Genomic DNA, 24200 nt, shown 5'->3' on the forward strand with positions numbered 1-24200 from the left:
CATCTCTTCGGGCAGTCTGACGCGGGCCGGGCTTTGGGTCAAACCTTCAGCGCAGACGGCGCAGGTAAATATACCAGGCCCCCGCACCGCCATGCTTGAGATGCGCCTGAGAGGCCTGGAGCACGATATGCCTGAGCGGCGGCAGCGCCAGCCAATGCGGCAGCTGATGGCGCAGCGCCCCGATGCGTGAGGGGATCGGGCCGCCGTCATCGCGGTCCTTGCCCTTGCCGGTGATGACCAGCGCCAGACGTTTGCCATCGCTTTGTGCGTTCATCAAAAAGCGGATCAGCTCGGGATGCGCCTCCGAAAGGGTCAGCCCGTGCAGATCGAGCCGCGCCTCGGGGCTGACCTTGCCGCGGGTCATGGATTTATGCGTGCCCGCATCCATGCGCATCGGTGCAGCGGCCAGGGCCTCGGCGGGCGTGGGGGCCAGATCGACCTTTGTGGCAGAAGGGCGCGCCTTAGTGCCCAGCCGCAGAGAGGCCGGAAGCCGGAAAGGCTGCGGCTTCGGCAGGGGCGGCGGGATCAGCGGGCGGCCCGAGACCTCCGGCGCAGCGGCAGGTTCCGGCGGCTCGGGGGCTTTGCGGGTCTTGTGCATCGGCTCAGCGGTGCGGGCGACCTTGTCCCAGAGCTCGCGCTCATCGGGGCGCAGGGTGCGGCGGCGGGCCATGGCTCAGTCTCCCGCCATCAGCTGCTCAATCGGCAGCAAAGTGATCATCCGGCCGGGGTCTTTGATGCGCCCTGCCGCTTCACCGGCAGGAGCGCCGGTGCCGTAGAAAATATCCGCGCGCTGCGCGCCTTTGATGGCGGTGCCGGTGTCCTGGGCGATCATCAGCCGGTTCATCGGAGCGGCCCCGCCTTTCTCCATCCAGACCGGCGCGCCCAGCGGCGTATACTCCGGGTCCACCGCAAGCGTGCGCAGCGTGGTGACGCTGCGGCCCATGGCCCCGATCGGGCCGCGATGGGCCGCCAGATCCGGCAGTTTGCGAAAGAACACAAACGAAGGGTTATGGCGCAGCAGCTGCAGTCCCGGCCCCGGATTGGCCCGCACCCAGGCCTTGATGCCCTGGGCCGAGACCTGATGCGCAGCCATGGCCCCGCGGCGGATCAGCTCGGCCCCGATGGAGCGGTAGGGGTGGTTGTTCTTGGCGGCAAAGCCCAGGCGCAGGACTGAGCCATCGCTCATCTTGATGCGGCCTGAGCCCTGGATCTGCAGAAAGAAAGCCTCAACCGGATCGTCGAGCCAGGCCAGTTCCAGCCCGCGGCCCCGCAGCAGCCCGCGGTCTTCGATCACATCGCGGCTGTGCCAAATCCCTTTGCCGTCAAACTCAGGCGGGCGGGCGTAAACCGGCCAGGCGAAGCGCGGGGTGCGGATGGGAGAGCCGCTCAGTTCCGGCTCATAGTAGCCGGTAAACAGGGCGGGCGGCTCTCCGGTCAGCACCGGGCGAAAGAACATCTCAAAGAAAGCGCGGGCATCGGTGGCGTCCCGCGCCAAAGCGCAAAGGGGCGCCCAGTCAGGCGCCCGCATCAGATCACAGGTCTCGGTGAATACCGCCAGAGCCTCAGTGTGATCATCCTCAGCCCAGCCGGGAAGATCATCAAAGCTCACGGTTTGGGCCGCAGCGCCGCTCATCGCAAGGCTGAGGCCGAAGACCGCGGCGGAGGCCAGAGCCCGCACCCGCGCAAACTCACTCTCCGGTGGCGACCAGCTGCCAGTTCGGATCATCGCTGCCAAGGCGGCGGGCAAAGGTCCAGACATCGCGCTGGCGTTTCACCTCGGTCGGGCTGCCCTCAACGACTTCGCCCAGACGGTTGCGCACCACAGAGGTGAGCTCCGCGACAAAGCGCACGGTGATCTCGGCGTCCTGGGTGGCAGGATTGAAGGTCGCATCCTGCAGCGTCAGCTCGCGCATACCGATGAAGGTGGCGTCAATCGAAAGGCCCTCACGCTCGCGCGCATCGACGACCGACTGGAAGCTGTCGTAGACCTCTTTGGAGAGAAAGGGGACAATCTCATCCATCCGGCCTTTCTCAAAGGCCATCAGGATCCATTCATAGGCACCCCGGGCACCATTGAGGAATTCGGTCGCAGAGAAGTCCGCCTCGGCCTTTTTCATCGCGGTGAGCGCAGTGGCGGCAGAGGAGCCTGCGGGGACGTGGTCAACGATGTCGTGATCGGGGCCGCCCTCAATGACGCGCAGGTCGCGGCGCGCCGGTTCCGCATCGGGCTCAGCCGGAGTGCCGATCGGTTTTTTGGGGCGTTCAAAGCCGTCACGGGTCCCGAGAACCGATTTCAGCTTGAGGATCAGGAACACGGCAATCGCGCCCAGGACCAGAAGTTGGATCAATGCAGAGTTCATGGGGCCTCGGTTGGGGTATCGCCTCCGGTCTCAGGTCCTGAAATCGGGGGCGAGGGGTTGGTCTTACAGCGGTTGTTCCCATATGTAGGGGACGCCCCCCCGCAAGTCCACCTGCGGCTCGGGAAAACTGACATGAAAGGCCTGTCTTTGCGCGTTTTGCTGCCCCTCCTTCTGTGGCCCCTTGCCGAAATCTTTCTCTTTGTGATTGCCGGAGATCTGTTGGGTTTCTGGCCGACAGTGCTGTGGCTTGTGGCGGCGCTGCTGATCGGCTCGTCGATGATGCGCTCTGTGGGGCGGCCCCCCAATGCGGGGGCTGCGGGGGTGATGCGCGGCTTTGTGGGGCTGCTGCTCTTTTTGCCGGGCTTTCTGTCGGATTTTGTCGCGCTCCTGCTGCTGCTGCCGCCGGTGCGCCGCCTGATCGGGGGCTGGATCGTCAGCCGCCTCATGGCCGGACAGAGCCGGGTCTTTACCTTTCGCGGCTTTGAGCGCGGTCCGGGCCCTGGTCCCCGCACCGCGGCGCCGGGGGCTGCGGCCGAGGGCGATATCATCGACGGAGAGGCCACCGAGATCCGCAGCGCAGCGCCTCCGCTGCCCGGGCAGGGTGGGCGGTCGGGCTGGCATCAGCCGGACTGACAGGAACGTGAGGGGGCGATTTTTCGCCCCCTTTGCTTTGCAGCCCCTGGAAAGCTTGACTCTTTCGCGCTTTCCGGCCTATGGCTGACCCCAAATCCGGAATGAGTGAACATTCCGGTCCCATGGCCTTCGGCCGGGATCGCCATCCGCCAGCGCGTTGCGCCCGTGGGTGCGTTACCGCTTTGGTCCCTGGGAATTTGTGATCCGCGTGCCACGAAGGAGGCCCCGCATGTTCGAGAATCTCTCAGAGCGCCTTGGCGGCGTATTCGAGCGACTGTCGCGTCAGGGTGCCCTGAACGAGGCCGATGTCATCACCGCACTGCGCGAAGTTCGTGTGGCCCTGCTGGAGGCGGACGTCTCGCTGGCCGTCACGCGTGACTTCATCAAAGCGGTGCAGAAAAAGGCGACGGGTCAGGTTGTTACCAAATCGGTGACCCCCGGTCAGCAGGTCATCAAGATCGTCCACGACGAGCTGGTGGCGATGCTGCAGGGCGATGGCCCGACCGAGAAGCTGAAGATCGACAACCCGCCCGCACCGATCCTGATGGTCGGTCTGCAGGGCTCGGGTAAGACCACCACTTCGGGCAAGCTGGCCCGCCGTCTGAAAGAGCGTGAGGGCAAGAAAGTCCTGCTCGCCTCGCTGGATACCCAGCGTCCGGCCGCGATGGAGCAGCTGGCGATTCTGGCCACGCAGATCGGCGTCGACAGCCTGCCGATCGTGGCGGGTGAGTCGGCCGTGCAGATCGCAAAGCGCGCCAAACAGCAGGCGACGCTGGGCGGCTATGACGTTTACATCCTCGACACCGCGGGCCGTCTGCAGATCGACGTTGCCCTGATGGATGAGGTGGCGCAGGTCAGCCAGGTCGCGCAGCCGCGCGAAACCCTGCTGGTCGTCGACGGCCTGACCGGTCAGGTCGCCGTGGAAGTGGCCCAGGAATTCGACGCCAAAGTCGGCATCACCGGCGTTGTGCTGACCCGGATGGACGGCGATGGCCGTGGCGGTGCGGCGCTGTCGATGCGCGCTGTGACCGGCAAGCCGATCCGCTTTGTCGGTCTGGGTGAGAAGTCTGAAGCCCTGGAAGTCTTTGACGCAGAGCGCGTTGCAGGCCGTATCCTTGGCATGGGCGACATCGTTGCCCTGGTGGAAAAAGCCCGCGAGACCTTTGAGGCCGAGCAGGCAGAGCGCATGGCGAAGCGTTTCGCCAAGGGTCTGTTCAACCTGAACGACATGAAAATGCAGCTCGAACAGATGATGAAAATGGGCGGCATGCAGGGCGTCATGGGCATGCTGCCGGGCATGGGCAAAATGGCCAAAGCGGCGGAAGGTGCCGGCTTTGACGACACCATGCTCAAGCGCCAGGTCGCTCTCATCAACTCGATGACCAAAAAAGAGCGCGCCAATCCCGATCTGCTGCAGGCGGGCCGCAAAAAGCGGATCGCGGCCGGTGCCGGCCTTGATGTGGCTGAACTCAACCGTCTTTTGAAAATGCACCGTCAGATGGCGGATGTGATGAAGAAGATGGGCAAGGGTGGCATGATGAAACAGGCCATCAAAATGATGATGTCCAAAAAGGGCATGCCTGACCCGTCGAAAATGAGCCCCGATCAGCTGGCAGAGCTGTCGAAGGGCATGCAGGAAGGCATGAATATGCCGGGTCTCGGCGGTATGGGCGGCGGTATGCCTGGCCTGCCGCGCGGCATGTCGCTGCCTTCGGGCCTTTCGGGGCTGATGAAGCGCAAATGATCACCCTCGCCAACACCCCTGTGCTGGAGACGGAACGTCTGATCCTGCGGGCACCGCAGGCGGATGATTTCGCGCCCTACGTTGCCTTTATGGCGGGCGATCGCGGCGGGTTTGTTGGGGGGCCGCTGGCGGCGGATCTGGCCTGGCGCGGCTTTGGCCATATCATCGGCCATTGGGTGATGCGCGGTTACGGCTTCTTTGTGATCACGGATAAGGCCTCGGGCCGGGCGATCGGCACCGTTGGTCCCTGGTGCCCCGAGGGCTGGCCGGAGCCGGAAATCGGCTGGACGCTCTGGGATCCGGCGTTTGAAGGCAAAGGCATCGCCCGCGAAGCGGCTGAAGCAGCCCGTGCCTTCGTCTATGGCCAGCTTGGCTGGAGCACGGCGATCAGCCTGATTGCGCCCGATAATGCCCCCTCTGCTGCGCTGGCGCGCCGGATGGGTGCGCGCCCGGACGGGCAGTTTGAGCTGCGCGGCACTGTGGTCGATATCTGGCGTCATCCGTCAGCCGATCAGCTGGCCGATGGCAGCCCCGAGGCTTACGCATGACCCAGGGAGGGGCCCCTATGACCGACGCCGTCAGCCGTGCCGCAGAGATTTTGCGGACGCATCGTGAATCCATCGACCGGCTCGATGCCGTTCTGGTCTTCACTCTGGCGGAGCGGTTCAAGCACACCCAGGCCGTGGGGAAACTGAAGGCTGAACACGCGCTTCCCCCCTCGGACCCCTCGCGCGAAGCGCGTCAGATCGAGCGTCTGGAACGGCTGGCCAAAGAGGCCGATCTGGACCCCGAATTCGCCAAGAAGTTCCTGGCGTTCATCATCTCGGAAGTCATCCGGCATCACGAGACCTTTCAACAGTAATCCGGTGTTGCCGGTCCTAACATCCTTAAGGAGATACCCTCATGTCCATGAAAATCCGTCTCGCCCGTGGTGGTTCGAAAAAGCGTCCGCACTACGCAATCGTTGCTGCTGACGCTCGCATGCCGCGCGACGGCCGCTTCATCGAGAAGCTGGGCACCTACAACCCGCTGCTGGCAAAAGACGCAGAAGACCGCGTCAAACTGAACGTTGAGCGCGTTCAGTACTGGCTGTCGCAGGGCGCACAGCCGACCGACCGCGTTGCACGCTTCCTGGAAGCTGCAGGCCTGAAAACCAAAGCTGTTCGCAACAACCCGAAATCGGCTGTTCCGGGCAAAAAAGCCACCGCACGCGCTGCTGAAAAAGCTGCAAAAGCGGAAGCTGCTGCTGAATAATGATCCCTGCGGATCAGTGATATCTGCCGGGTGCCTTCGGGCGCCCGGCTTTCTGCTTTCTGAGGACAGGACAAATGGCCGGATCGGATCGGATTTGCGTCGGCGCCATCGGGGGCGCCTTTGGTGTCAAAGGCGAAGTGCGCCTGAAAAGCTTTTGCGCGGACCCCGCCGCGATCGCGGATTACGCGCCGCTCTACTCGGAAGACGGCAAGCGGGAGTTTGACCTGGTTCTGACCGGCATTCTCAACAATGGCCTCTCCGCCCGGATGAGCGGGATCACCACCCGCGATCAGGCCGAGGCCGCCCGTGGCCTTCGTCTCTTTGCGGATCGCTCGCGGCTGCCTTCGCTGCCGGATGACGAGTTCTATCACACCGATCTGATCGGTCTGACGGTGCTTGATACCGGCGGCACGGAGCTTGGCAAGGTGAAGGCTGTGCTGAATCACGGCGCGTCCGACCTGCTGGAGATCATGGGCCCGGGGATGAAATCGCCGATGCTGCTGCCCTTCACCCTGGCCGTGGTGCCGACGGTGGATCTGGCCGGTGGCCGGATGATCGTCGACCCGCCGGAAGAGGTCTGAGCCTCAGAGCATCGCTGCGGCGCGCGAGTGCCGCAGCAGGATGCCGTATTGATCTGCGGCCTTTTGCTCATCCAGCACCGAATGCCCGTAATTCGCGGGCCGCCATTTCTCGCCGTTGAAATTCTTCCAGTCGCGCTGCGTTTCAGCCCAGCGGTGCAGCACAGTCTCGCACTGCAGGCGCAGAGCGGGATCTGCCAGGCGCGGATCGGTGGAAAGCGCAAAGGTTTCCAGTCCCAGGTCTCCCCAGTCCTTCGCATGATTGGCCAGCGGACCAGAGCGCTGGCTGCGGTTGCCGGTGCCCTTTTTCATGCTGCGCATCCAGGTCTTATGACCCCGATGCCGGGCGGCGATGTTTTGCGACACGCCAATGCGGATGCCGCGCACCGGCCAAAGCACCTCGCAGTAAATACCGTGAAGTTTTGGCAAGGCCGCTTCCGGGCTGTGACCCTGTTGCCAGGACATGTCAAAGCGGATGCCTTCGATGATCATCGCGAGTCCCTTCGGGCGAAGTGCGCTCCCGAGCATCCTGCTCTGTTGTGGCCTGATTATGGCGCAGCGGGAGGTTTTAGCGCAGGGCGCGGCCTTTGATGATCGCATCGGCTCCGAATTTCGCTCGGATGCGGTCGGCGGCCCGCTCGGCCGCGGCGCGGCGGGCGGCGTCGGGATCCAGCAGATCGCCCGCAGGATCGCGGCCCGATGCCGTGGTAAGATCCGAGATCCCCACGCCCAGCAGCCGGAAGGGCGCTTTGGGGGCCAGTTCGCGCAGCAGATCTTCCGCCACCCGCCAGATGGCATCGGCGAGCTGCGCAGGCTCGCGCAGGCTGCGGCGGCGGGTGAGGATGCGGTGATCGGCCTGTTTTACTTTGACGGTGACAGTCTTGCCTTCCAGCTCTTTGGCTTTGGCGCGGTCGGCCACCTGTTCGGTTAAGCGCCAAAGGTGGCTGAACAAAAGTTCGGTATCTGTCAGATCCTGGTCGAAAGTGGTCTCTTTTGAGATGGATTTCGGCCGGTCATGCGGGCTGATTTTGCGCGTATCAATGCCGCGCGCCAGATGCCACAACCGCTCTCCGGTCTGCCCGAAGCGGTCGGTCAGATCGCGCAGATCCCAATCCAGGATGTCGCTGACCGAGCGGATCCCGGCCTGCTCCAGCGCGCCCTGGGTGGAAAGCCCCACGCCCCAGAGAATGCGCAGGGGTTTGCCCTTCAGAAAGGCCGCGGTTTCCGAACGCCCGATCACCGAAAATCCGCGCGGCTTATCGAGGTCTGAAGCGATCTTCGCCAGAAACTTGTTATGCGACAGCCCGACCGAGAGGCTGATCCCCAGATCGCGCTCCACCTCATGGGCGAGACGGGCCAGAAGATGCGCGGCGGGGGCACCGTGCAGACGCTCGGTGCCGGTCAGATCGAGAAAGGCTTCATCGAGGCTCAGGGGCTCCACCGCGGGGGTCAGCGCCTCCATTCGGGCGCGAAGGGCGCGTGAGACTTCGGCATAGACCGACATCCGCGGCGGCACGATCACCGCTTCGGGGCAGCGCTTTCGCGCCTCAAACATCGGCATGGCCGAGCGCACGCCATAGATCCGCGCGATATAGCAGCAGGTCGAGACCACGCCGCGCGTGCCGCCCCCCACGATCAGCGGTCTATCCCGCAGCTCGGGGTTTAAGTGCTTTTCAACGCTGGCATAAAAGGCATCGCAATCGAGATGCGCGATGCTGAGGTCATGCAGTTCCTCATGCGCAATCACCCGCGGGCTGCGGCACTTCGGGCAGCGCGGGCCGGTCGTCAGCGGGGTCAGGCAGTCGCGGCAAAGGGCGGGCATGCGCCAGATATGCGCCTTTTGCCCGCCCCCGCCAAGGGCTCAGGCGGGGGCCAGCGCTGCGGCCAGCGCGGCGGCCTGGGCGCGGATATCGGGGATCGCGGTGATCTCCCACAGCGCGGCACGGGTGGGCGGGCCCAGGGCCACGACACCGGGCATCAGCGCCCCGCTTTGGGTGATCAGCCGCCCGTCCGTCGTCACATCCGGGCCAATGCTCAGGGGGTCTTTTCGCGCGAAGCCACGGGCAAAGAGATCCGCGAGAACCGGCGAAGCATGGGCGACCGGATCGCGGCGGATCCCGCGGCAGTCGACGATAAAGGCGGCCGGAACCTCCGTCAGAACCCCACTGCCGCGCGGCCGCAGAGTGGCGGTCAGGCTGCCGTCCCCGGCGCGGCCTGCGCTCTGAAAGCCTGCGCGCAGAATGCTCAACTGCCCGTCCTTCATGGCCTGGCGCAGACGCAGGTCAGAGGCATCGGGGATCCGGTGGCGGTGCACCTCCCACCAGGAGCTGCCGTGGCGCAGAAAGCGGCGGCGCTCTGCCTCGGGCCAGGCCTGCCAGATTTTTGCGATGAAGGGGCGGATCGCATCCACCACATCGCGCCAGGTGCCGCCCGCCGCCTCTGCCGCCCGCGCTTTGGCGCGCAAAAAGCGCAGCAGTTGCGAGACGCCCTGGTCCAGCGGCAGATCCTCAGGCACCAGCTTCAGCGGCTGCGACGGCGCATGGGCCAGCGGCAAAAGCCCCCGGCGGGAGACCGCCAGAATGGGCCCGCGGTGGCCTTTGTTCAGAAGCGACAGGGCCTGGTCGACCATCGACAGCCCCGTGCCGATGATGACGACCTGCGCCTCCTGGTCGGCGGGGGCGCGGAAATCCCAGGCGCCGGTCACCGGATCATCGGGATTGCTTTCGGGCAGCGCATGGCCGGTGGCCAGCACCGTCAGATCCGCCGTCACCACCCGCCCGGAGGCGAGGGTCACGCTGAGGCCATCTTCTGAAAGATGCAGCGCCTGATCTGCGATGATCTCCAGCCGGCCGCTGTCTTTCCAGGGGCTGGCAAGTTCGGTGAGATAATCGCCATAAAGGCAGCGGCTGATGAAATCCTGCGGGCCTTTATCTGAGGTCTCGGGGCGCGCCCGCAGCCAGGTCAGCAGATGCTCGGGCGCCTCAGGCCAGGCGGACATCTGCATGACGCGGGTGTTCAGCAGATGGTCAGGATCGCGGGTCGAATAGGCCAGGCCGCGGCCAGGCTCAAAGCGGCCCTCTATCAGGGTCACGTGAAACTGCGCGGTGTCTTTTGACAGAAGATGCGCCGCGATCAGCATGCCCGTGGCACCGCCGCCGATAATCGTGATCCGCGCCCCGGCGTGCAGGGGCGTCATCGGTGGGGCAGCGGGGCTGGGCGTCATAAGATCGGAGTTCCTGTCTGGCTGAGCGGTCCCACAGCGGGCCGCAGGGCAGGGACTGCCACCGGCGCAACCGCAGCGGGACCCGCGGTGCGGCCATTCTGGCCCTGCCGACAGGGGAAAAGCAAGGCGGGACGGGCATTTCCGATCACTCAGGACAGCAGGATAAAGTCCGCCAGAGAGATCAGCGTAACAACGGCGATGGCGAGCCCGGCATAATCCGGGAAATCCGGATTGGGATTGCGGAAAAACCCCTTCATGACGCTGCCCTTTGCTGTTCGGGATCAAAGCTGCGCAGAAGGTCATCGCGCAGCGCCTTACCCTCAGGCCAGGGGCCAAAGCCCGAGGCCACATTCACATGGCCGGCAAAGCCCAGATCGTGAAGGTTAGCCCCCCAGATTTTCGCAAGGCTGTCGGCCTGAGAAAAGGACATCCAGGGATCATTGCGGCTGCCCGCCAGGGTGACCGGCCCCGGAAGGGCCACCTGGGGAATGCCGCCGAAAGGCGAGGTGCGGGGGCTGACCGAAGGCTCTGCCGGGGCGACCAGCAGCGCGGCCCGAACGCGCAGCTGCGGCCAGCGGGCCAGCACCCGGGCGGAAAGAACCGCGCCCAGCGAATGACCGACCAGAATGGAATCAGGATGTTGCAGCAAAAGCCCCGCGAGTTCGGCCTCCCAGGTCTCGGGGTCGGGATGCGCGGGGTTTGACAGATCCACCATCAGCGCGGTCGGGTCCGTCACCGCCCACCAGTGCTGCCAGTGGGGGGGCTCTGATCCGTCAAGGCCAGGAACCAGAAGGGTGCGATGCATGGCGGTCTCCGGAGTACAGTCTGCTCACTACGGCCTGACTCTACTCCGGAAGTCGTGTTTCGGCACTTTCAAAGAAAATGTTGAAAAGAGAATAAAATTCCCTCAGCGGTCGCGGGTGTTGACCGGATAGGCCGTGGTAAACTTCATCCGCTCCATCGCGAAATGCGAGGTGACGTTCTTAATCGGCACCGCATCGGTCAGGCGTTTGTAAAGCCCGTCGAAAGAGCGGATGTCGGGAATAGCGACCCGCAGAAGATAATCCATCTCACCCGCCATCCGGTAAACTTCCATAATTTCCGGGATGTTAGTGGTGACATTCTCAAAGTTCTCACGCCACTCCGTGGAGTGATCCGGGGCTTCGATCCCCACAAAGACCGTCAGCCCGAAGCCCAGTCTGTTGGGGTCCGCCAGCGCCACGCGCCCGGTCAGAATGCCATTGGCCTCAAGCTTTTGGATGCGTTTCCAGCAGGGTGTCTGTGACAGTCCCACCCGATCCGCGATCTGGGCCACGGGAAGGGTCGCATCCCGCATCAGTTCGGCGATGATCTTCCGGTCTATGAGGTCAAGATCGTCCATGCTGCCACTCTCCTGAGGCTGAGGCCGATCTGGCCTGCGCGGGCGGAAAGATGACATTTGGCCTGAAAATGTCCAGTTTCATTCGCCAAAGAACCAGAATTTGCTCTCTGACGGGTCTTTGCGGGAAGAAACTTTCCCGGCGGCCGTGAGTCGTGCTGTTTTTATGCTGCGAAGGGCGCGCGGCCGCGTTGCAACGCGGAAAAGAGAATGGGCCTTTCGGGGGTGGAGAAGATTCCACCTAAAAGACGATTAACTTAGACGTGAATATTCTGTTGCCAAAGACGACCAGACGAGTCGATATTTGCTTCCGGAACGCCGCGGATGCGGTTTGACAGGGGAGACATGGGCTATGTCAGGCAGGGATGTGAAAGCTTACGCGGCACCTGGACCACGCCCCCGCGCTGAGGCTCTGGTTCTGGTGCAGCTGACCGATCGGCGCACGGGGGCGGTGCACCGCGTCGATGGTCGCCCGCTTGCCTCCTGGGTGCCGCCTTCGGGAATCGGAGAGGCTTCGGCGCAACTGATGGCAGGGCGTGATCCGCGGGTCTGGAGCGTGCGGGTGATGGAAATGACGCCCTGAGGCGCCCCCTTGTCAAATCAGAACAAGGGCTGGTCCGCAGCATCCAGGCTGGTCAGACGTCCCGGCCGGGATGCACAGGGTCGGGCAACTGCTCTGAAAGTCGCGCCGTGAAGGGGAAAACTTCCCTCTCATGCGGGAACTTAATGCCAATATTCCAGTCTGTTTTGCTTGATTGGCGATAGTTCAGGAACTATTTCCCATTCCCGGAGGTGCCCCCATGGCCATTGAGATCAGCGATATCAGCAAACAGTTCGGCAAAACGCAGGTTCTGCGCGGTATTGATCTGTCGATCATGGACCGTGAGCTTGTGGCGCTGCTGGGCCCCTCGGGCTCGGGGAAGACCACGCTTTTGCGCATCATCGCGGGGCTTGAATGGCCCGATGCCGGTCAGCTTGTGGTGGCGGGCGAGGACTGGATGCAGCTGGGGGCCAAAGACCGCCGCATCGGCTTTGTCTTTCAAAGCTATGCGCTTTTTCCCCATATGACGGTGCGCGAGAACCTGGCCTTTGGCCTGACGGTGCGCCCCAAAGCGCAGCGCCCCTCTGCGGCGCAGATCACATCGCGGGTGGATGAGCTTTTGACCCTGCTGCAGATCGATACGCTGGGCGAGCGCTACCCCGCGCAGCTTTCGGGCGGTCAGCGTCAGCGGGTGGCGCTTGGTCGCGCGCTGGCGATTGAGCCGCGGGTTTTGCTGCTCGATGAGCCTTTCGGCGCTTTGGATGCCGCGATCCGCCGCGATCTGCGCCGCTGGCTGCGTGAGGTGCATGAGCGCACCGGCTCGACCACGATTTTTGTGACCCACGACCAGGAAGAGGCTTTTGAGCTGGCCGACCGCGTGGTGGTGATGGAGCAGGGCCGCATCGCCCAGATCGGCACCGCCGATCAGATCCACGACCATCCGGCGACGCCCTTTGTGGCGCGCTTCATGGGCGCGGTGATTGAACTTCCGGTGACCCTGCGGGCCGGGCGGGCGGAATTGAAGGGCGTCGACACTTCGGCCCTGCCGCGCCGTCCGCTGGGCGATGGTCCGGCGACGCTCTTTCTTGCCCCCGATCAGGTGGCGCTGGAGGCCGATCCCGCCAGCCCCTTCCTGGTGACGGCTGTCAGCTCCACCGGCAAGCTTTTGCGCGTGACGCTTGAGGCCCCGGGACTGCCCGTCGTTGATCTTGATCTGCCGCGCCTTCAGGCGCGCGGCGTGGCTGTTGGTCAGAATTTCCGCCTGCGTCCGCTGGCTGGAGCGGTCTTTTCGGCACCGCGCAGCGCCAGCCCTGCAGGCCTCATTGAGATGACTCCGGTAAAGGAAAACATTGCATGAAACGCTCGATTTTCCGTGTCGCTGCTTTGGTTGCGGGCCTGACGGCCGCCGCTCCGGCGCTGGCGCAGGACAGCCTTCTGAACGTGTCTTATGACGTCGCCCGTGAGCTTTTTGAGGATCTTAATCCGAAATTCATCGCGCAGTGGAAGGCTGATAAGGGCCGCGATCTGACGATCGATCAAAGCCACGGCGGCTCGTCGCGCCAGGCGCGGGCGATCCTTGAAGGGCTGGCCGCCGATGTGGTCACCTTCAACCAGGAGACCGATATCGACGCCCTGGTTGAGGGCGGTCTGGTCGATCAGAACTGGCGTGAGGCTTTCCCCAACGGGGCCTCGCCCTATTACTCGCTTCCGGCTTTCCTCGTGCGCAAGGGCAACCCCAAGGGCATTCAGGACTGGGGTGATCTGGCGAAAGAGGGCGTGCAGCCGGTCTTCCCGAACCCGAAAACCTCTGGCAATGCGCGCTATACCTATCTCGCGGCCTATGCCTGGGGGCTGAATGAATTCGGCGGCGATCATGCGAAAACCCAGGAGTTCGTGAAGAATCTCCTCTCGAATGTGCCGGTGTTTGACACCGGTGGCCGCGCCGCAACCCAGACCTTTGCAGAGCGTGAAATCGGCGATGTTCTGGTCACCTTTGAGGCTGAGACCGGCGGGATTGCCGCTGAATATGCCGATAAAGGCTTTGAGCGGGTGACGCCCTCGATCTCGCTGTTCTCGGCCTTCCCGGTGGCTGTTGTTGCTGAATACGCGAAGAAAAAAGGCTCGGAAGAGGTGGCGACGGCCTATCTGAACTGGCTCTATTCGCCGGAGGCGCAAAAGGCGCTGGCAGAGCATTACTACCGCGTCACCGACAAAGATGTGGCGGCAGACTATGCCGACAAACTGCCTGAGGTGAAGCTTGTCACTGTGGATGAGATCTTCGGCGGCTGGGCGAAAGTCCGCGCTGAGCATCTGGCCGATGGTGGCATTCTTGACCAGGTCTTCGTTAACCGCTGAGGCTTTATACATGACCGCTGCCGCTCCGATCCGGGCGAAGCGCGTGCTGCCGGGGTTCACACTGAGCCTCGGCACAACGCTTTTATACCTGACCGTTGTCATCCTGATCCCGGTGCTGGCCCTGGTGCTGAAAGGCGCCGATATCGGGCCGCAGCGGTTCTGGGCCATTGTCACCTCTGCCCGCGCGCTGGCGGCCTTTCAGGTCACGCTGACGGCGGCGCTGATCGCGACGCTCTTTAACGCGCTTTACGGTCTGCTGATGGCCTGGGTGCTGGTGCGCTATGAGTTTCCGGGCCGCAGGCTGCTGGATGCGCTGATGGATATTCCCTTCGCGCTGCCAACCGCTGTGGCGGGGCTCTCGCTGACGGCGCTGTTCTCGGCCAATGGCTGGTTCGGGCAGTTCCTGGCGCCGCTGGGGCTGGCGCCGGTTTACACCATCTGGGGGGTGGCGATTGCCATGGCCTTCACCTCGGTCCCCTTTGTGGTGCGCACCGTTCAGCCGGTGCTGGAGGATCTGGATCCCGCTTATGAGCAGGCGGCCCGCACGCTTGGGGCCTCAGACTGGGCGATCTTCCGGCGGGTGGTCTTTCCGCAGATCCTGCCGGCCTTTCTGGCGGGGGTGACGATCTCCTTTGCCCGCTCGCTGGGGGAATTCGGGGCCATCGTTTTCATCGCCGGAAACCTGCCCTTTAAGACCGAGATCGCCTCGCTGCTCGCCTTCATCCGGCTGGAGGAATACGACTACCAGGGGGCTGCCGCCATTGCGCTGGTGCTGTTGATGTTTGCGGTGGTGCTTTTGGTCATCTCCAACCGGCTGCAGGCCTGGGCCGCGCGCTATCGGGGGCAGGCATGAGCATTGCGCATCACAAAGAAAGCCGCCTGGTGCCGCGCCTGCTGATCGGGCTGGCCGTGGCGCTGACCCTGCTGATGGTGGTGGCGCCGCTGGCCTTTATCTTCTGGAGTGCCTTTTCCAGGGGCTGGAATGTCTATGTTTCAAACATCCTCCATCCCGTCACGCTGCATGCGATCTGGCTGACCACGCTGGTGGCGCTGATCGTGGTGCCGCTGAACGTGGCCTTTGGGGTCGCGGCCGCCTGGGCGGTGGCGCGGTTTAAGTTCCCCGGGCGCGGGCTGGTGCTGACGGCCATTGAGATCCCCTTTTCGGTCTCTCCGATCATCGCAGGCATTTGTTACCTTTTGCTTTACGGCCGCCAGGGTCTGCTGGGCCCCTGGCTGATGGAGCATGAGATGCAGGTGCTGTTCGCGCTGCCGGGGATTGTGCTGGTGACCATGTTCGTCACCTCTCCCTTTGTGGCGCGCGAAGTGCTGCCGCTGATGCAGGCCCAGGGGTCTGAGCAGGAGCAGGCGGCGGTGACGCTGGGCGCGAACGGCTGGCAGATCTTCCGCCGGGTAACGCTGCCGAACATCCGCTGGGCGCTGCTTTATGGCGCGGTTCTGTGCACCGCGCGGGCGGTGGGGGAATTTGGCGGCGTCTCGGTGGTCTCGGGCAATATCCGGGGTCAGACCAACACGCTGCCGCTGCATGTGGAGCTGCTGTTTAACGATCTGAACGCCGTGGGGGCCTTTGCCGCCGCCTCAACGCTGACGGTGATTGCCCTGGTGGCGCTGGTGGTGAAATCCGTGCTGGAGAGCCGCCGCCATCAGGCATGAGGTCTGACAGACCAGAGGAAAAGGGGCCACATCTCTGACCGGGGTGTGGCCCTTTTCTGTCTCCTGACCCCGGGCGGGGCAACGTGGGGACCGCCTGAGATCATTCCGTTCCCGCATCATCCCAGGTGGAAACTTTGGATTTTCTCTGGCGGAGCAGGTGCTACACTGCCGCCAGTCATTCGGCCCGTGCACAGTCCGGGCCACAACTAAAGGACCCTGCCATGACCGCAGCGCTTCCCGCTTCCACCCGCGATCTGATGGCGAAATTCGGCATTGAGGCCGCGATTTTTACCGGCGGTCCCATGGCCAGTTTCAGCCCGCTGACCGGCGAGCAGATCGCCGGTCTGACCCCGGCCACCGAGGCCGAGACCAATGCCGCCATCGACCGCGCCCATGAGGCTTTCCTGAAGTGGCGCTCGGTGCCCGCCCCGCGCCGGGGCGAGCTGGTCCGTCTGCTGGGCGAAGAGCTGCGCGCCGCCAAGGACGATCTCGGCCGTCTGGTCTCGATTGAGGCGGGCAAAAGTGCCTCTGAGGGCTTGGGCGAAGTCCAGGAGATGATCGACATCTGCGATTTCGCAGTCGGTCTCTCGCGTCAGCTTTACGGTCTGACCATCGCGACCGAGCGTCCTGGTCACCGCATGATGGAAACCTGGCATCCGCTGGGCGTGGTCGGCATCATTTCGGCCTTCAACTTCCCCGTGGCGGTCTGGTCCTGGAATGCCGCGCTGGCGCTGGTCTGCGGCGATCCGGTGGTCTGGAAGCCCTCAGAGAAGACCCCGCTGACCGCATTGGCCAGCCAGGCGATCCTTGACCGCGCGCTGAAGCGCTTTGGGGCCGATGCGCCTGAGGGGCTGAGCCAGGTTCTGATCGGCGGCGCCGATGTTGGTAACGCCCTGGTGGTGAACCCGAAGGTTGCGCTGGTCTCAGCCACCGGCTCGACCCGCATGGGCCGGATCGTCGGCCCGAAAGTGGCGGAGCGCTTTGGCCGCACCATTCTGGAGCTGGGCGGCAATAACGCAGGCATCGTCACGCCTTCGGCCGATCTCGATATGGCGCTGCGCGCGATTGCCTTCGGGGCCATGGGCACTGCGGGTCAGCGCTGCACCACCATGCGCCGCCTTTTTGTGCATGAGAGTGTGTATGACACCCTGGTGCCGCGCCTGATCAAAGCCTATGCCTCGGTCTCGGTCGGCAATGTGCTGGAGACCCAGGCTCTCGTCGGCCCGCTGATCGACAAGGACGCCTATGACGGCATGCAAAAAGCGCTGGAGGCCGCAAAGGCGGCGGGCGGCACGGTTCACGGCGGCGCCCGTCAGCCCGTTGGTCCGGACACGGCTTATTATGTGAAACCCGCGCTGGTGGAGATGCCCTCGCAGACCGGTCCGGTCTCGCAGGAAACCTTCGCGCCGATCCTTTATGTGATGAAATACAGCGACTTCGATCAGGCGATCGGGATGCATAACGCCGTGGGTGCGGGGCTCTCGTCCTCGATCTTCACGCTGGATATGCGCGAGATGGAGAGCTTCCTGTCGGCCGCAGGTTCGGATTGCGGGATCGCCAACGTCAATATCGGCACCTCGGGTGCGGAAATCGGCGGGGCCTTTGGCGGCGAGAAAGAGACCGGGGGCGGTCGTGAATCCGGCTCGGACGCCTGGCGCGCTTATATGCGCCGTGCGACCAATACGGTGAACTACTCCCGCGCCCTTCCGCTGGCTCAGGGCGTGGTTTTCGACATCGACTGATCTCAGGCCCGCATTGGCTTGACCCTGCCCCGGTGCCCATTAGGGTGCCGGGGTTATCTTTTGGGGGACGGCCATGAAGCAACTCACTCTCGGCGCAAAGGGGCCGCAGGTCTCGCAGATCGGCCTTGGCTGTATGAGCATCGCCGGAGCCTATGGCCCGACCACCGAAGCGCAGGCCTTCGCCCTTCTGGATGCCGCCTGGGAGGCGGGTGTTACCTTTTATGACACCGCCAATATCTATGGCATGGGCCGCTCGGAGGAGATCCTTGGCCGCTGGATGGCGGACCGCCGCCCCGAGGGGCTGGTGCTGGCGACCAAGGCCTCAATCATTCCCGGCCCCCCGCGTGAGATCGACAATTCCGCCACCCATCTGCGGTCTGAGCTGGAGGGCTCGCTGAAGCGGCTGGGGCTGGAGCGGGTGGATCTCTTTTACGCGCATCGCCGCGACGCCCGGGTGGAGCCTGAGGTTCTGGCCGAGACCATGGCGGCGCTGGTGCGTGAGGGGAAGATCGACGGCTATGGCGTCTCGGAGTGGTCGCCCGCCAGCCTGCGCCGCGCGCATGCGGTGCATCCGGTCACTGCGGTGCAAAGCGAATATTCGCTCTGGACCCGCCAGCCCGAGCTTGGGATGATCCAGGCCTGTGAGGCGCTTGGGGTGGGCTTTGTGCCCTTCTCGCCCCTGGCGCGCGGGATCCTGACGGATGACGTGCAGCAGCCTGTGGATTATGCGAAGGGCGATTTCCGCACCCGCAACCCGCGTTTCCTGCCCGGCAGCTTTGAGCGCAATATGGCGGCCATCGCCCCCTTCCGGGAGTTTGCCGCCGCGCGCGGCACGGCCACGGCGACCCTGGCCATGGCCTGGGTGCTGGCCCAGGGCAACGGGCAGATGGCCCCCATTCCCGGCACCCGCAGCATCGCGCATCTGCGCGAATGCCTGGCCGCGGCAGAGGTGAAGCTGAGTGCTGAGGATCTGGCAGAGATTGCCCGCCTGCTGCCCGCCGGCTTTGCCGAAGGCGGCCGCTATGCTGAGGCGCAGACGGCAGGGGTGGAAAGCTACGGCTGAGGGACGCGGCGACCAAACAGCCGCGACAGCAGGCCTCGCCGACGGGCGGGGCCAAGTTCCGGCAGGGCGATGACCGGGCGGATCTTCAGCACGCTTTCCATCTGCCGGGCCGTTCGGATGGCGGGGTTCTTCAACTCCAGCAGGAACGCCAGGCCCACGGCCAGCAGCCCCGAGGCCAGGCCACCCGCCGCCATCACTTTGCGCCTGCCGCTGGACATCGCGTAATCCGGGGGCAATGCCGCCTCCAAAAGCGTAAAGTGCTCAGTCTGTTGCTCACTGTCGAGCCGCTGCGAGGTCTCGGCCTCGGCGCGGCGGCGGTTGATAACGGAATACTGGTCCTGCAACTGCTGCTGGCGGCGCAGATAAGTGCCGAGGCGGCTCTCGACCATCGGGGTGAGGGTGATCGATTCCTGCAGATCGCTGATGCGCGCGTCAACGGACTTCTGGCGGCTCTGCAGAGCCTCCATGCGCGATTCGAGCAGGGTCATGCGCCGCTGTTCCACCACGCGGGGGGCCACCACGGCCTGCAGCGGCAGGAGTTCCTGTTGCAGGTCCATGATCTGGCGGTCAAAGTCGCGGATCTGCTCTTCAAGCTGCGACAGTTCCTGACGGCGCGCCGAAAGGCTCTCCGGCAGAGCCGCAATCTGGGCGTTTTTGAAGGCGGTCATCTCAGCCTCAAGGGTTGCGAGCTCCCCCGAAATGCGTCGTTCCTCACTGGCAAAGAAGTCGAGCGTTTCACGCGCCACGGCGCTTTTGCGGGTATTGGTGCTCTCGAGAACCTGTGAAGCCAGCTCATTGGCCATATCGGCGGCAGTGACCGGATCCGGCATGACAACGCGGATCACGATGGCTGACACGGCGGTCTCAGAGTTGAAGCTATGCGGTGCCCGGATCGAGTCGAGTATGACCGAGTTGCGCATGATCGCAAGGCGCTGCCCGATCGGCAGATCCGGGATGGCGTCGAAGAGCCCGTGGCGATCCGCCAGGGCCAAAAGCGAATCCCGGCTGCGGATCTGCTGTTCAAGAAGCTGCATCCGCTGGCCGGAATGCGTCACCGATTCCGCAGCCGTGGCCCCCGCGATGCGCGGCATCTCCATCTGCAAAACCGCTGTGCTCTCATAGGAACGCGATTTCTGCATCGCCATGTAGAAAGAGATAACCGAGCCGATCAGAAAAATCGTCACGATCAGCACGATGCGGCGGCGGATCATGGCCAGAAGATCGGTAAGACTGCGGATATTGCCCATTCAGAACCACCGCCTCCTGCGGGCCGGGCTGTCATCGGCCCGGTTAAGAACCACCCCGATCAATTCACTGCGCTCGCGGATCATGTCCTCACAGCGGCGGATGTCGGCGGGCACAGAGCGTTTGCCATCGGTCACCAGAAGCACCCCGTCCACCTCTGGCAGAAAGCCAAAGACGTCATCGCTTTCAAGGAGTGGCGGCAGATCATAAAGGATAACATCCGGCCGCAGATCTTCGACCATATGATCGAGCGCCAGCGCGGTCGAAGGCTCCTGCAGCAGTTCGGCGGAATCACTTTCCGCCTGCTGGTTCAGGCCAAGCGCCAGATTGCGGCCATAGCGCAGGAAGTGGCTTTCGACCGCGTTCTGTCCGGTCAGCAGATCGCGCATGACCCCGGGCTCGGTCACGCCAAAGCGCTTGTGCAGCGAGGGCCTGCGCAGGTCAAAGTCCAGAAGCGCCGTCCGTCCCGAGGGCCGGCGCGCCAGCGAGAGCGCCAGATTGGCCGCCACCGTGGTGGTGCCACAGCCCCGGGTGGGCGCGGTGATCGCCACCCGCCGCCAGCCGCGCTCGCTCAGCGCATGAAGCAGCCGGGTTCGAAGATGGTCATAAAGCAGCCCCACCGGATCGTCGCGATGGGTCGCAATCAGATGGCGGCCAGCGGCAGATTTAGAATCAAGCGGTACCGGGGGCAGGCTGGCCCAGATCTGTGAGGTGGCCGAGCGCAGCGCATCATCGCCCGCCGGAGGCAGCACGACGGCTGCCGTGCGACGCCCGCCAAACGGTGTAAGCCCGCTGCTGCGAACTCTTTTCCCGCCTTCGGGCTCTTCGGTCGATTTGCCTGCCTTCATCATTTATTCTCAAATTCCGGGACTCGTAAAATACTGAGCGTCCCTGCCTGTCGGCCACGACTGCCCTGCTGGTAATGCGCAGGGGGCCAAACGGTTGCCTGACTTTAGCGGATTGGGAGCATTTGAGAAAGACATTCATCCGGAAACGGTTTGACGCCAGCCTGTGAAAACCGGGGTCATACCGGAAGGGTCCGGCGGCGGCGGGGCATGGCGGGGCAGATCTGTGATGCGGTGATCACCGGACGCAATGAGGGCCAAAACCTGAGGGCCTGCCTGAGCTCTCTTCTCTGCATGTTCCGGGGGGATCTGTGTCGGCGGTGGCTGCGGCGCCCGATCTCCCGGTGGCTTTTCCCGCGGTCCCTGGCCGGAAGGCGGGCTTTGCATGCCCCACCCGATTGCCGCCGAAATCATCGCCGCAGGGCGTGCAGGCCTGACCCAAAGCGGTGGTTGATTGAGCCTCAGCCCGCAAACCTGCCCGCCGATACCATCCGCTGCGCCTGATTTTGGCTTTTTAAAAATACTCCCGGGTGGGGTCCGGGGCGGGCAGGCAGCCCGCCCCGGCGATTCTGTGCAGTTTCCCCGAAGGCGACTGCCGGCTCGCTCCGCTCCGGCTGCTGCAGGCGGTGGGGTTTTTCTGGCGCGGCCCGATGTGGCGGTTGCCCGCGGGCGACGGCGCGAGAGTGCGCCTGGTGCCTCGGTCTGTAACCTTTCTGCCGATGCGGGCGGCTGTCGCGGGGATCTGATCGCCGGAGAAAAGCCGGAGCTCTGTCGCCGCTGTGGCAGGCATCTGCAGGAGGCTGCGATGACGCTGCACGAGGCTGCCATGCGCGGCTGTCGCAATGCTGGCAGCGGATCCGGCGCGGGCCAGGCCTTTGCAGAACATGCATGATCCAGACCTTTTCAGAGGTACGCTTTTGCAGCGCCTCAACCATCGGACGGCAAAGGTCTTTGGAGAAAGTGCCGGTCAGCTGGCGTTTGACGCCCGAAAGCAGCCCGGCACGGCACCCCGCCAGTGTTTGGGGGGGGGCGGCATTGCCGCTGGTCACGGTGATCGGCGGGTTTCGTTGCGCGCAACTTTGGGTTTTGCTGGTCATCTGGCCGCTGCATTGGTTGCGGCTGAGCCGAAGGCCGGGCGCAAAGCGGGGGGCTTCACTCTGCCCGGCTGCTTTTCCGAGGCGCCGGGCGACCATTGGCAAAGCCTCCGCCCTGATCGCACAGACATAATCAGCCGCTCTGCCGCAGCTTCAGGGCATCGCGGATGAGCGCGGGCAGCAGCAGCGCGCAGCGCAGATAGCGCCCCGCCAGGCGGCGCGGGGAAGACAGCATCCGCCAAAGCCATTCCATCGCGATCTTCTGTACCCAGACCGGCGCGCGCTTCTGATGTCCGCCAAGGAAGTCGAGGCCTGCGCCCACCGAGGCAAAGCCGGTCTGCGGCGCGATGTTGCGGGCGCGGGCGGCCAGGATTTCCTGGCGCGGTGCGCCAAGTGCCAGAAAGCACAGCCCCGCGCCGCTGTCGCGGACCTGCGCCAAAAGCGCATCTGCCGCCGGACTTTTCGGGTCAAATCCCATCGGCGGCGCAATGCTCGCGCTGATCTTCAGCCCGGGCAATCTGCGGGTCAGGCTCTCGGTGGCATCGGCCAGCGCCTCAGGGGAGGAGCCAAAGAGCGCCACGCTGCGCCCGCAGTCGCGCGCCAGCTGCGCCAGGGGCACCACCAGTTCGGATCCCGGCACCAGGCTGACCGGGCGGCGGGCAAGCCGCGAGAGCCAGACCACCGGATTGCCATCCGCCACCACCAGGTCCTGGGCCAGATAGGCGGCCCGGAAATCCGCATCATCGCGCAGCTTGACCAGGTGATCGAGGTTGAGCGTGGCCAGCGCAAAGCCCTGGTGCTCCGTCAGCCGCAGCCGCAGCTCTGCCATCAACCGCGCCCGATCGGGGATATTAACCCTGAGGCTGCGGTCCCCGATGCGAAATTCCATAAAACCCTCCAGACAGCGGCCCTGTCAGGGGAGCCGAAATCGCGTGTTACGGCAAGCCCATGCCGCTTAATTCGTTGTGAGACGCTGTGGCCATGCTACTCTGCCGGTCGCCGCGCTGCCAGAGACCCGAATGCCCAACCTGCTTGCCTATACCGTTCTGCTGCTCTGGCCGCTGGTCGTCCTGGTGCTTTTCAAAAAGCTGCCACCGGGGCGGGCGCTGATCTGGTCCGTGCTGTCGGGCTATATGTGGCTGCCACCGGTGGCCAATTTTGACCCGCCGGTTCTGCCGCCCTTTGATAAGAACACGATCACGATTCTTGCCTGCTGGTGCGCCGCCTGGTCGGTCACCGGCCAGCGGGCCGGGTTCATCCCGAAGGATCCGGCGGGGCGCATCCTTGGACTTGTTTACCTGTTCTGGCCGGTTGTCACGATCCTGAGCAATGCCGCGCCGGTGCCACTGGGGCGGTTTCCTCCACTGCCGGGGATGACACTGGTGGATCTGCCGTCGCTGATGTTTGAGCATTTCTTCGGGTTGGTGCTGCTGGGCCTTGCGCGACAGTTCCTGACCCGGCGGGAAGATCTGTATGATCTGCTTTACGCGCTGATGCTGGCGGGGCTGATCTATTCCGCCCCCATGGTGGTTGAGGTGGTCCTCAGCCCGCAGCTCAACACCTGGATCTTCGGGTTCTTCCAGCATGACTTTGGACAGATGATGCGCCAGGGCGGCTTTCGCCCGATCGTCTTCATGACCCATGGCCTCTGGGTGGCCCTCTTTGCGGCCTCGTCGCTCTGGGCGGCACTGGCACTGACGCGCCACGCACCAGAGTCGCAGCGCGCGGTTCTGATGGCCAGCACGCTCTGGTTGATGTTTGTGCTGGTCCTGTGCAAATCGCTGGGGGTGCTGATCTATTCTGCGCTGCTGATCCCGGCGATCTGGCTGATGCCGCCGCGGCTGCAGCTACGCATTGCGCTGATCCTCGCTCTCCTCGCGCTCTGCTATCCGATCTTTCGTGCCTCGCCCGGCTTCCCGGAGGCCTGGCTGATTGAGACCGCCGCGCGGATTGAGCCGGCCCGCGCGCAGTCGCTGGAGTTCCGTCTGGTCAATGAGACCATCCTGCTGGACCGCGCGGGGCAGATGCCCTGGGCAGGCTGGGGCGGATACGGGCGCAATATGACGTACAGCATCTGGGATGGTCGGATCGAATCCGTGACAGACGGCCGCTGGATCATCATGCTGGGCATGTTTGGCTGGCCCGGGTTCCTGGCCGAATTTGGCCTTCTGTCCCTGCCGATCCTGCGGGCGGGTCTGCGGCGGCAGTCAGAGGCCTGGCCGGTTTTCTCAGCACTGGCGCTGATGCTCGCAGCGAATATATTTGATCTGCTGCCCAATGCCACGCTGACGACGATTACCTGGCTGATCGCCGGAGCACTTTGGGCGGGGGTGCCCCCTGCGGAGGAGGAGAGTCAGAAAATTCGGGATCCCTTTCAGCGCGAAAAGCGTACACTTATCTGATGACCTGCATATAGGCCGGGGCGGCTCTCATTATTATTGCAGCATAAATTCCTTTCGCCGTGTCCTGGCCCG

General features: G+C 64.1%; 25 protein-coding genes. 14 read left to right on the forward strand and 11 right to left on the reverse strand.

From position 1 onward, the window contains the following. Nucleotides 1-46 precede the first annotated feature (46 nt). From EG244_RS02470 to EG244_RS02480, 3 genes are read right to left on the reverse strand one after another with little or no spacing between them, the layout of a single operon-like run. Nucleotides 47-670: a Smr/MutS family protein gene (locus EG244_RS02470; protein ID WP_124963433.1), complete on the reverse strand. Its 624-nt coding sequence runs from the start codon at nucleotides 668-670 to the stop codon at nucleotides 47-49. A gap of 3 nt (nucleotides 671-673) precedes the next feature. Beyond that, entirely contained in the window at nucleotides 674-1678 is a 1005-nt protein-coding gene (gene mltA / locus EG244_RS02475; protein WP_199737754.1) for a murein transglycosylase A, read from the reverse strand. 10 nt (nucleotides 1679-1688) lie between these two features. Further along, nucleotides 1689-2360 (reverse strand): Tim44/TimA family putative adaptor protein, encoded by a 672-nt coding sequence (locus EG244_RS02480; protein ID WP_124963435.1) that lies wholly within the window; start codon nucleotides 2358-2360, stop codon nucleotides 1689-1691. Nucleotides 2361-2492: 132 nt separating this feature from the next. Here EG244_RS02480 and EG244_RS02485 point away from each other — a divergent pair, with 132 nt between their 5' ends. The 6 genes from EG244_RS02485 to rimM all read left to right on the forward strand — a co-directional run bounded on the left by EG244_RS02485 (nucleotide 2493) and on the right by rimM (nucleotide 6572). Next, a complete protein-coding gene (locus EG244_RS02485) occupies nucleotides 2493-2993 on the forward strand; it encodes an FxsA family protein (protein WP_124963436.1) in 501 nt (166 codons plus the stop codon). A 229-nt stretch (nucleotides 2994-3222) separates the two neighbouring features. Then, nucleotides 3223-4737: a signal recognition particle protein gene (gene ffh, locus EG244_RS02490; RefSeq protein ID WP_124963437.1), complete on the forward strand. Its 1515-nt coding sequence runs from the start codon at nucleotides 3223-3225 to the stop codon at nucleotides 4735-4737. Continuing rightward, a complete protein-coding gene (locus EG244_RS02495; protein ID WP_124963438.1) occupies nucleotides 4734-5285 on the forward strand; it encodes a GNAT family N-acetyltransferase in 552 nt (183 codons plus the stop codon). Before ffh ends, EG244_RS02495 begins: the two co-directional genes overlap by 4 nt. 17 nt (nucleotides 5286-5302) lie before the next feature. After that, a complete protein-coding gene (locus EG244_RS02500) occupies nucleotides 5303-5599 on the forward strand; it encodes a chorismate mutase (protein ID WP_124963439.1) in 297 nt (98 codons plus the stop codon). Nucleotides 5600-5640: 41 nt separating this feature from the next. Then, complete coding sequence (gene rpsP / locus EG244_RS02505; RefSeq protein ID WP_124963440.1) at nucleotides 5641-5991, forward strand: 30S ribosomal protein S16; 351 nt, start codon at nucleotides 5641-5643, stop codon at nucleotides 5989-5991. A gap of 74 nt (nucleotides 5992-6065) precedes the next feature. After that, a complete protein-coding gene (rimM, locus tag EG244_RS02510) occupies nucleotides 6066-6572 on the forward strand; it encodes a ribosome maturation factor RimM (protein WP_124963441.1) in 507 nt (168 codons plus the stop codon). Between the two features lie 3 nt (nucleotides 6573-6575). On the opposite strand, the gene EG244_RS02515 is transcribed toward rimM, so the two are convergent. From EG244_RS02515 to EG244_RS02535, 5 genes are all read right to left on the reverse strand, one after another. Next, nucleotides 6576-7061, reverse strand: a complete 486-nt coding sequence (locus EG244_RS02515) for a hypothetical protein (protein WP_124963442.1) — start codon at nucleotides 7059-7061, stop codon at nucleotides 6576-6578. A 76-nt stretch (nucleotides 7062-7137) separates the two neighbouring features. Next, nucleotides 7138-8391 carry a DNA polymerase IV gene (locus tag EG244_RS02520; RefSeq protein ID WP_124963443.1) on the reverse strand — a complete coding sequence of 418 codons (1254 nt, stop codon included), beginning with the start codon at nucleotides 8389-8391 and terminating at the stop codon, nucleotides 7138-7140. A gap of 39 nt (nucleotides 8392-8430) precedes the next feature. Next, the gene (locus EG244_RS02525; RefSeq protein WP_124963444.1) at nucleotides 8431-9792 is read right to left on the reverse strand and encodes an FAD/NAD(P)-binding protein; all 1362 of its coding nucleotides are present in this window, start codon (nucleotides 9790-9792) and stop codon (nucleotides 8431-8433) included. A gap of 253 nt (nucleotides 9793-10045) precedes the next feature. Further along, nucleotides 10046-10597, reverse strand: coding sequence for an RBBP9/YdeN family alpha/beta hydrolase (locus EG244_RS02530; RefSeq protein ID WP_124963445.1), 552 nt, complete (start codon nucleotides 10595-10597; stop codon nucleotides 10046-10048). A 102-nt stretch (nucleotides 10598-10699) separates the two neighbouring features. Further along, a complete protein-coding gene (locus tag EG244_RS02535; protein WP_124963446.1) occupies nucleotides 10700-11173 on the reverse strand; it encodes an Lrp/AsnC family transcriptional regulator in 474 nt (157 codons plus the stop codon). A gap of 349 nt (nucleotides 11174-11522) precedes the next feature. Here EG244_RS02535 and EG244_RS02540 point away from each other — a divergent pair, with 349 nt between their 5' ends. The 7 genes from EG244_RS02540 (at nucleotide 11523) to EG244_RS02570 (ending at nucleotide 18542) form a co-directional block, all read left to right on the forward strand. After that, entirely contained in the window at nucleotides 11523-11753 is a 231-nt protein-coding gene (locus tag EG244_RS02540) for a hypothetical protein (RefSeq protein WP_124963447.1), read from the forward strand. Between the two features lie 217 nt (nucleotides 11754-11970). Further along, a complete protein-coding gene (locus EG244_RS02545) occupies nucleotides 11971-13068 on the forward strand; it encodes a sulfate/molybdate ABC transporter ATP-binding protein (protein ID WP_124963448.1) in 1098 nt (365 codons plus the stop codon). Continuing rightward, nucleotides 13065-14066, forward strand: a complete 1002-nt coding sequence (locus tag EG244_RS02550) for a sulfate ABC transporter substrate-binding protein (protein ID WP_124963449.1) — start codon at nucleotides 13065-13067, stop codon at nucleotides 14064-14066. Before EG244_RS02545 ends, EG244_RS02550 begins: the two co-directional genes overlap by 4 nt. 10 nt (nucleotides 14067-14076) lie before the next feature. Then, nucleotides 14077-14919 (forward strand): sulfate ABC transporter permease subunit CysT, encoded by an 843-nt coding sequence (gene cysT, locus EG244_RS02555; RefSeq protein WP_124963450.1) that lies wholly within the window; start codon nucleotides 14077-14079, stop codon nucleotides 14917-14919. Then, nucleotides 14916-15737: a sulfate ABC transporter permease subunit CysW gene (gene cysW / locus EG244_RS02560; RefSeq protein ID WP_124963451.1), complete on the forward strand. Its 822-nt coding sequence runs from the start codon at nucleotides 14916-14918 to the stop codon at nucleotides 15735-15737. The genes cysT and cysW overlap by 4 nt, the downstream gene beginning before the upstream one ends. Nucleotides 15738-15958: 221 nt before the next feature. Then, nucleotides 15959-17479, forward strand: coding sequence for an L-piperidine-6-carboxylate dehydrogenase (gene amaB / locus EG244_RS02565; protein ID WP_124963452.1), 1521 nt, complete (start codon nucleotides 15959-15961; stop codon nucleotides 17477-17479). 73 nt (nucleotides 17480-17552) lie between these two features. Next, nucleotides 17553-18542: an aldo/keto reductase gene (locus EG244_RS02570; protein ID WP_124963453.1), complete on the forward strand. Its 990-nt coding sequence runs from the start codon at nucleotides 17553-17555 to the stop codon at nucleotides 18540-18542. Here EG244_RS02570 and EG244_RS02575 read toward each other — a convergent pair. The 3 genes from EG244_RS02575 to EG244_RS02585 all read right to left on the reverse strand — a co-directional run bounded on the left by EG244_RS02575 (nucleotide 18533) and on the right by EG244_RS02585 (nucleotide 22615). Continuing rightward, nucleotides 18533-19789 carry a Wzz/FepE/Etk N-terminal domain-containing protein gene (locus EG244_RS02575; protein WP_124963454.1) on the reverse strand — a complete coding sequence of 419 codons (1257 nt, stop codon included), beginning with the start codon at nucleotides 19787-19789 and terminating at the stop codon, nucleotides 18533-18535. The two genes, EG244_RS02570 and EG244_RS02575, sit on opposite strands and share 10 nt — an antisense overlap. Continuing rightward, nucleotides 19790-20638 carry a CpsD/CapB family tyrosine-protein kinase gene (locus EG244_RS02580; protein WP_124963455.1) on the reverse strand — a complete coding sequence of 283 codons (849 nt, stop codon included), beginning with the start codon at nucleotides 20636-20638 and terminating at the stop codon, nucleotides 19790-19792. 1221 nt (nucleotides 20639-21859) lie between these two features. Continuing rightward, nucleotides 21860-22615, reverse strand: a complete 756-nt coding sequence (locus tag EG244_RS02585) for a WecB/TagA/CpsF family glycosyltransferase (protein WP_124963456.1) — start codon at nucleotides 22613-22615, stop codon at nucleotides 21860-21862. 130 nt (nucleotides 22616-22745) lie between these two features. On the opposite strand from EG244_RS02585, the gene EG244_RS02590 reads away from it, so the two are divergent. After that, a complete protein-coding gene (locus EG244_RS02590; protein WP_124963457.1) occupies nucleotides 22746-24128 on the forward strand; it encodes a hypothetical protein in 1383 nt (460 codons plus the stop codon). The last annotated feature ends 72 nt before the right edge of the window (nucleotides 24129-24200 follow it).

The sequence above is a fragment of the Falsigemmobacter faecalis genome (genome assembly GCF_003863335.1).
Classification (GTDB): Bacteria; Pseudomonadota; Alphaproteobacteria; order Rhodobacterales; family Rhodobacteraceae; genus Wagnerdoeblera; species Wagnerdoeblera faecalis.

Bases quoted from the DNA above. Each gene is read 5' to 3' on its own strand.
- EG244_RS02470 (WP_124963433.1), bottom strand. From the start codon at position 670: ATGGCCCGCCGCCGCACCCTGCGCCCCGATGAGCGCGAGCTCTGGGAC.
- EG244_RS02480 (WP_124963435.1), bottom strand. From the start codon at position 2,360: ATGAACTCTGCATTGATCCAACTTCTGGTCCTGGGCGCGATTGCCGTG.
- EG244_RS02485 (WP_124963436.1), top strand. From the start codon at position 2,493: ATGAAAGGCCTGTCTTTGCGCGTTTTGCTGCCCCTCCTTCTGTGGCCC.
- ffh (WP_124963437.1), top strand. From the start codon at position 3,223: ATGTTCGAGAATCTCTCAGAGCGCCTTGGCGGCGTATTCGAGCGACTG.
- EG244_RS02495 (WP_124963438.1), top strand. From the start codon at position 4,734: ATGATCACCCTCGCCAACACCCCTGTGCTGGAGACGGAACGTCTGATC.
- EG244_RS02500 (WP_124963439.1), top strand. From the start codon at position 5,303: ATGACCGACGCCGTCAGCCGTGCCGCAGAGATTTTGCGGACGCATCGT.
- rpsP (WP_124963440.1), top strand. From the start codon at position 5,641: ATGTCCATGAAAATCCGTCTCGCCCGTGGTGGTTCGAAAAAGCGTCCG.
- rimM (WP_124963441.1), top strand. From the start codon at position 6,066: ATGGCCGGATCGGATCGGATTTGCGTCGGCGCCATCGGGGGCGCCTTT.
- EG244_RS02515 (WP_124963442.1), bottom strand. From the start codon at position 7,061: ATGATCATCGAAGGCATCCGCTTTGACATGTCCTGGCAACAGGGTCAC.
- EG244_RS02520 (WP_124963443.1), bottom strand. From the start codon at position 8,391: ATGCCCGCCCTTTGCCGCGACTGCCTGACCCCGCTGACGACCGGCCCG.
- EG244_RS02525 (WP_124963444.1), bottom strand. From the start codon at position 9,792: ATGACGCCCAGCCCCGCTGCCCCACCGATGACGCCCCTGCACGCCGGG.
- EG244_RS02530 (WP_124963445.1), bottom strand. From the start codon at position 10,597: ATGCATCGCACCCTTCTGGTTCCTGGCCTTGACGGATCAGAGCCCCCC.
- EG244_RS02535 (WP_124963446.1), bottom strand. From the start codon at position 11,173: ATGGACGATCTTGACCTCATAGACCGGAAGATCATCGCCGAACTGATG.
- EG244_RS02540 (WP_124963447.1), top strand. From the start codon at position 11,523: ATGTCAGGCAGGGATGTGAAAGCTTACGCGGCACCTGGACCACGCCCC.
- EG244_RS02545 (WP_124963448.1), top strand. From the start codon at position 11,971: ATGGCCATTGAGATCAGCGATATCAGCAAACAGTTCGGCAAAACGCAG.
- EG244_RS02550 (WP_124963449.1), top strand. From the start codon at position 13,065: ATGAAACGCTCGATTTTCCGTGTCGCTGCTTTGGTTGCGGGCCTGACG.
- cysT (WP_124963450.1), top strand. From the start codon at position 14,077: ATGACCGCTGCCGCTCCGATCCGGGCGAAGCGCGTGCTGCCGGGGTTC.
- cysW (WP_124963451.1), top strand. From the start codon at position 14,916: ATGAGCATTGCGCATCACAAAGAAAGCCGCCTGGTGCCGCGCCTGCTG.
- amaB (WP_124963452.1), top strand. From the start codon at position 15,959: ATGACCGCAGCGCTTCCCGCTTCCACCCGCGATCTGATGGCGAAATTC.
- EG244_RS02570 (WP_124963453.1), top strand. From the start codon at position 17,553: ATGAAGCAACTCACTCTCGGCGCAAAGGGGCCGCAGGTCTCGCAGATC.
- EG244_RS02575 (WP_124963454.1), bottom strand. From the start codon at position 19,789: ATGGGCAATATCCGCAGTCTTACCGATCTTCTGGCCATGATCCGCCGC.
- EG244_RS02580 (WP_124963455.1), bottom strand. From the start codon at position 20,638: ATGATGAAGGCAGGCAAATCGACCGAAGAGCCCGAAGGCGGGAAAAGA.
- EG244_RS02585 (WP_124963456.1), bottom strand. From the start codon at position 22,615: ATGGAATTTCGCATCGGGGACCGCAGCCTCAGGGTTAATATCCCCGAT.
- EG244_RS02590 (WP_124963457.1), top strand. From the start codon at position 22,746: ATGCCCAACCTGCTTGCCTATACCGTTCTGCTGCTCTGGCCGCTGGTC.